Raw genomic sequence first — 4596 nt, 5'->3', positions numbered from 1 at the left:
GGGGGGGGGGTAGTAGAAAGTATTGTTATAATGACTTATTATGCGATAAAATTAAAAATTTTCTTATAATCTTCGTAACTTATTCACATAAAGCTTAATTGCGCCAATATCTGTTTGCTTTACAATTTGGCGCGCGATCCCCTTAATGTGGCGCGAGTTTTTCACGGCGTTTATAACTACAGGATTTCGAGCATAGCAACAGCGGATGCGACTGCCGTATTATCCTGTAACGACCCGTCGTGAGTTAGCGAGATATGCCAGCGAATTGCGTTGCAAATATTTCCGGAAGTATTCGGGATATTCGCAAGTTCTGCAAGTTCTGCAAGTTCCGCAAGTTCCGTATTGTTGCTAGGTTCCGCAAGTTTTAACGAAAGCGACGCGCAAAGCTTATCTTGCACTTTTTGTGCAAGTTGCACGCGCGGGCAGCCATGCGAATCGTCAAGAATCTCAATGCAAGACCACGGCGTATTGTCAAGAGTATAGGGGTAAGCGGTATCGCCAATCGCCAGCGCCTCGCACCACGCCTTAATCACGGCTTCTTTCCCTGCCCAACGCGCCGCAATATGCAAAGCCTCATCGTCGTGCTTCATATCGGAACGCAAACTGCACTGCCGAAGTTCGCGCACAGAAAACAGCGCGCGCCAACCGTTGCCTTCGCGCATCTGCTCAGCGAATTGCGCAACATTCACCACATCGTGACCCAATCCTGCAATCATGCGCTCTCCTTACTAATCTGCGCTCACAACTTAGGCTATACTACTGGGAATACTATCGCATTAGTTCGCTTCCGTTATTTCCTTTACAACGCTGTAAAGGAACAATCGCTGTAGTGGAACATTTTCCGGAAATTTCTCCGGCGTTTGCGCGACGACCTGCCTGAGCGCTGCGATTTAGCGCGCGAAGGCACTTCGGAGCGCCGAGCTTGCTTAGGGTTGAAAGCACGGGGTGCTTTCAACGCAAGCGAGGCCTGCCTTCGTCTCGATTGACGAAGGCAGGGCAGAGCCTTGTGGTTGTGTTTTAGAGACTGGGTTGTGGTTGGTGTGCGCTGACGACCTGCCTGAGCGCTGTGATCTAGCGCGCGAAGGCACTTCGGAGCGGAAACTCGCTTAAGTTGGAAGTCCGGGGGACTTCCAACGCGAGTTTCGTAAGTGAGCACGTTATCCGTGCGAACGTCACCGTTTTTTGTTACTGGCGCAGATTGCGCTCGCGCTGACTTGCTCTATGTCATAAGCTTCTGTATACTTGTACAAGTTGCTATTTTGCGGACGTAGCTCAATGGTAGAGTCTCAGTCTTCCAAACTGATTACGCGGGTCCGATTCCCGTCGTCCGCTCCACTTAAATTCGTTGATTTCCAAAGCTTTTTGACACAAATATTTCGTTAGTGTGTCTGTTATTTTATATTGTTAATTTTCGGGTTATTCCAAAGTGTGTGTACAGAATAGTTGCACAACCTGCGGAGAGATTTCCGGCGAGTGTTCCACAAAAGTGACAGTTTCTTTACAAGCGTGTATAGAAAATGTTGGAATCTCGCCAAAAAGTGACGGTTACTTTACAAGCGTGTATAGAAAATGTTGGAATCTCGCCAAAAAGCGATAGTTCCTTTACATGAATGTAAAGGAAAAAACGAAATCTCGTTAGAAAACGACATTTGTTTTACAGTCATGTAAAGGGAATGTCGGAACTATCTCCCGCAAATGTTCCAAAAAACCACCAAAGCGCTGCGATTTAGCGTGTGCGAAAGCAGAGCAGGCCAGAGCGTAATATTATGGTGCTGTTGCTAAGGTAGTAGCGAAGTAACGAGTAGAAATACGTTTGGAGGACTCGTGGGACAGATTCTTGTGCGTGTATTAGCTGGATTAGTATCAGTTGCCACTGCTGTTGCGATGAACATAGCAGCGCCTCAGCAGACTTCGGTGCCGACTCGCGATGTGTTGTTGCGTACCGAAACGCAAAAAACTAGCGCAACTCGCGCTGCAAAGTCACCTCGCGCTGCTGCTCAAGCCCAACCTCGCGCTGCTGCCAAAGCCCAACCTCGCGCCAACCAAAGCGCGCGCAAGCCAATTATCCAACCGCTTCCTTCTGGCACTGTTCGTCAAACTGCGCTTCAGGAAAACGAGTACGGCGCGCATTGGGGTGAAATAGACGGTGCTCCCGCATTCTTCACCGCTGACAACAAGATTTTCGCCAAACACGCTGAAGGTGTTATCGACGTTTCGGAACACCAGCACGAAATTGACTGGGAAGCAGTAAAAGCTTCCGGCGTGAACGGCGCAATTATTCGTATCAGTTACGGTTGGGATAACGGCTACGATAAGCAGGCGTTGCGAAATATCAACGAATGCAAGCGTTTGGGAATTCCATTTGGCATCTACACTTACTCTTATGCAGAAAAAGCTGAAGATGGCGCCGCGGAAGGTGCTGATATCGTGAAGCTTTTGAAGGGAGCCGGTGTAAATCCTGACGACTTATCGTATCCTGTTTACTACGATTTGGAACCTTGGGTGTGGACCGGGCATGAGCATCCAACTTCGCCGTACGTGTACCAAGATATCGTGGCTTCCTGGTGGAATCAGCTTTCCTCTGCCGGCTACAACAAGCTTGGCGTGTATTCGTACACAAACTACTTGAATGGCCCGCTCAACTCCAAATATATTCACGATCGCACCAGCTGGGTTGCTAGCTACGGTTCGAACGTTGGCTTCTCGATTTCAACACCTATCCGCGGCTGGCAGTACACGTCCAGCGGTAGTGTGAACGGCATTTCCGGTAGTGTGGATCTCAACGCTTTTGGTATGACTGACGGCAGCAAAATGAATTTTGCATACTCAACTTCTTCAAACGGTGACGATTCCGACGGCGGCACAAACGGTGATGCCAATAGCGTCGACGTGCGCGAGCTTCCGTCCGTAGAAGTGCCTAATGGCTACTATTTCATTAACGCCATGCTTAAAAATACTTCCAGCATTGACATGCCTGGTGCAAGCAATGCTAACGAAACGCCTATCCAGCTGTATCAGTGGAATAATTCCGCCGCTCAGCAGTTTATGTTTGAACGTCAAGGCGACGGAAGCTATGTGATTCGCAACGCCCACTCAGGTAAGGTGCTGGACGTGCAATACGCCAAGCCAAAAAACGGGGCTGTGGTATGGCAGTATGATGCAAATGGGTCTAAAGCTCAGCGGTGGGTGTTGCGCAATTCCGGATCTGGCTACTACGTGCAGTCGGCGCTCGGCAATTGGGTGCTCGATATTTCAGGTGCCAATAGTTCCAATGGCGCGCGCATTACGCTGTATCGTCCAAACGGTACTGAAGCGCAACTGTTTATGCCAGCCTCTGCCGAGTTGGCTGCTAAAAATAACGTGACTATAAAGTCTGCTGCCAACAACAATGTTGCTATCGACATCAGCGGCGCCAACCTTGGTAATTTCGCCCCGGTTCAGGTTTCGCAGTTTAACGCCGACGCCAAGTCGCAGCATTTCAACTTGAAGCAGGTGGGCAACGGACTGTACGTTATTGTGAATAAAAATTCGCATAAGGCGATTGATGTGCCTTCAAGCAAGAATGATAACGGCACGAAGATTCGCCAGTACGCTGCGCATAAAGGTAACGGGCAACGTTGGATGCTGTGGAAGTATTCTGACGGCACGTATGCAATCGTGAGCTTGGTAGCAGGTAGAGCGATTGATATTCCAAACGGTAACGCAGCTAACGGTCAGCTCCTGCAGCTTTATACTCCAAACCATAGTGCTTCGCAACGTTGGGTGATTGAGTAGCGTTACGACGTTATAGCGTATGGTGATATGTGTGATGCTCACGTTTTACATTGTTGAAACGTGAGCATCATTCTTAAGCGCTGGTTACTTACGGAAGTTGCGTATTACTTACGGAAGTTGCGTATTACTTACGAAAGTTGCGCGTTGCTTACGGAAGTTGCGTATTGCTTACGGAAGTTGCGTATTGCTTACGGAAGTTGCGCGTTATTTACAAAAGTTGCGTTTAGCGTTGGTTCCTACGCAAAAAATCGAACAAATTTACTTGCTCTATGAAGCGTTTACGCTCGTTTTTCGCGAGAATTTCGAGGATAATGCCGGCTATAAAGAACAGCAGTCCGGCAATGATAAGCATGACGGCGCCGATAAGCGTAGGGAAGCGCGTCACCAAGTGCGTGCGCCAAAATTCAATAAACGGTGGCAAGCACGCGCCCAATCCGCACAGCGTTATGAGTACTCCAAGCGTGCCGAAGAACGGCATTGGCTTGTATTCGCGAATCATTCTGAAAATTGTTGAAAGCACGCGGATTCCGTCACCTACTGTGTCTAGTTTGCTTACGGATCCTTCCGGACGATCGCGATACTGAATCGGCATTTCGTACAGCTTTACATTGTTGTTAAGCGAGTGAATTGTCATTTCCGTCTCGACTTCAAAGCCGCGCGAAAGCACTGGGTAAGTTTTTACGAAGGTGAAGGAGAAAGCGCGGTATCCTGTCATAATATCGGTGACGTGTGCGCTAAATAACGTGTTGATTGCGCCGCGCACGAGTAGGTTGCCGAAGTTGTGGAACGGACGTTTGTTTTCTTGAAAATACGTGGAGCTGA

General features: G+C 48.7%; 2 protein-coding genes, 1 tRNA gene and 1 pseudogene. 2 read left to right on the top strand and 2 right to left on the bottom strand.

Annotation, left to right across the window (positions count from 1 at the left end; all coding sequences use genetic code 11):
* Window positions 1-176: 176 nt before the first annotated feature.
* Complete coding sequence (locus AXE77_RS02860) at window positions 177-716, bottom strand: holo-ACP synthase (RefSeq protein WP_116712010.1); 540 nt, start codon at window positions 714-716, stop codon at window positions 177-179.
* A 545-nt stretch (window positions 717-1261) separates the two neighbouring features.
* Between AXE77_RS02860 and AXE77_RS02855 the strand changes: the two genes are divergently transcribed.
* Both AXE77_RS02855 and AXE77_RS02850 read left to right on the top strand, forming a co-directional pair.
* A tRNA-Gly gene (locus AXE77_RS02855) sits at window positions 1262-1335 on the top strand.
* 489 nt (window positions 1336-1824) lie between these two features.
* A complete protein-coding gene (locus AXE77_RS02850; protein ID WP_240612628.1) occupies window positions 1825-3774 on the top strand; it encodes an RICIN domain-containing protein in 1950 nt (649 codons plus the stop codon).
* Between the two features lie 223 nt (window positions 3775-3997).
* On the opposite strand, the pseudogene AXE77_RS06815 reads toward AXE77_RS02850, so the two are convergent.
* Window positions 3998-4596 (bottom strand): annotated as a pseudogene (locus AXE77_RS06815) (glycosyl transferase); the annotation flags it as partial.

It is taken from the genome of Gardnerella massiliensis, from assembly GCF_003408845.1.
In the GTDB taxonomy this organism is placed as follows: domain Bacteria; phylum Actinomycetota; class Actinomycetes; order Actinomycetales; family Bifidobacteriaceae; genus Bifidobacterium; species Bifidobacterium vaginale_H.
This window is presented reverse-complemented; position numbering and strand designations above follow the sequence as displayed.

What these genes read in the sequence shown, in the direction of transcription:
- AXE77_RS02860 (WP_116712010.1), bottom strand. Translation starts at nt 716, where the DNA reads ATGATTGCAGGATTGGGTCACGATGTGGTGAATGTTGCGCAATTCGCT.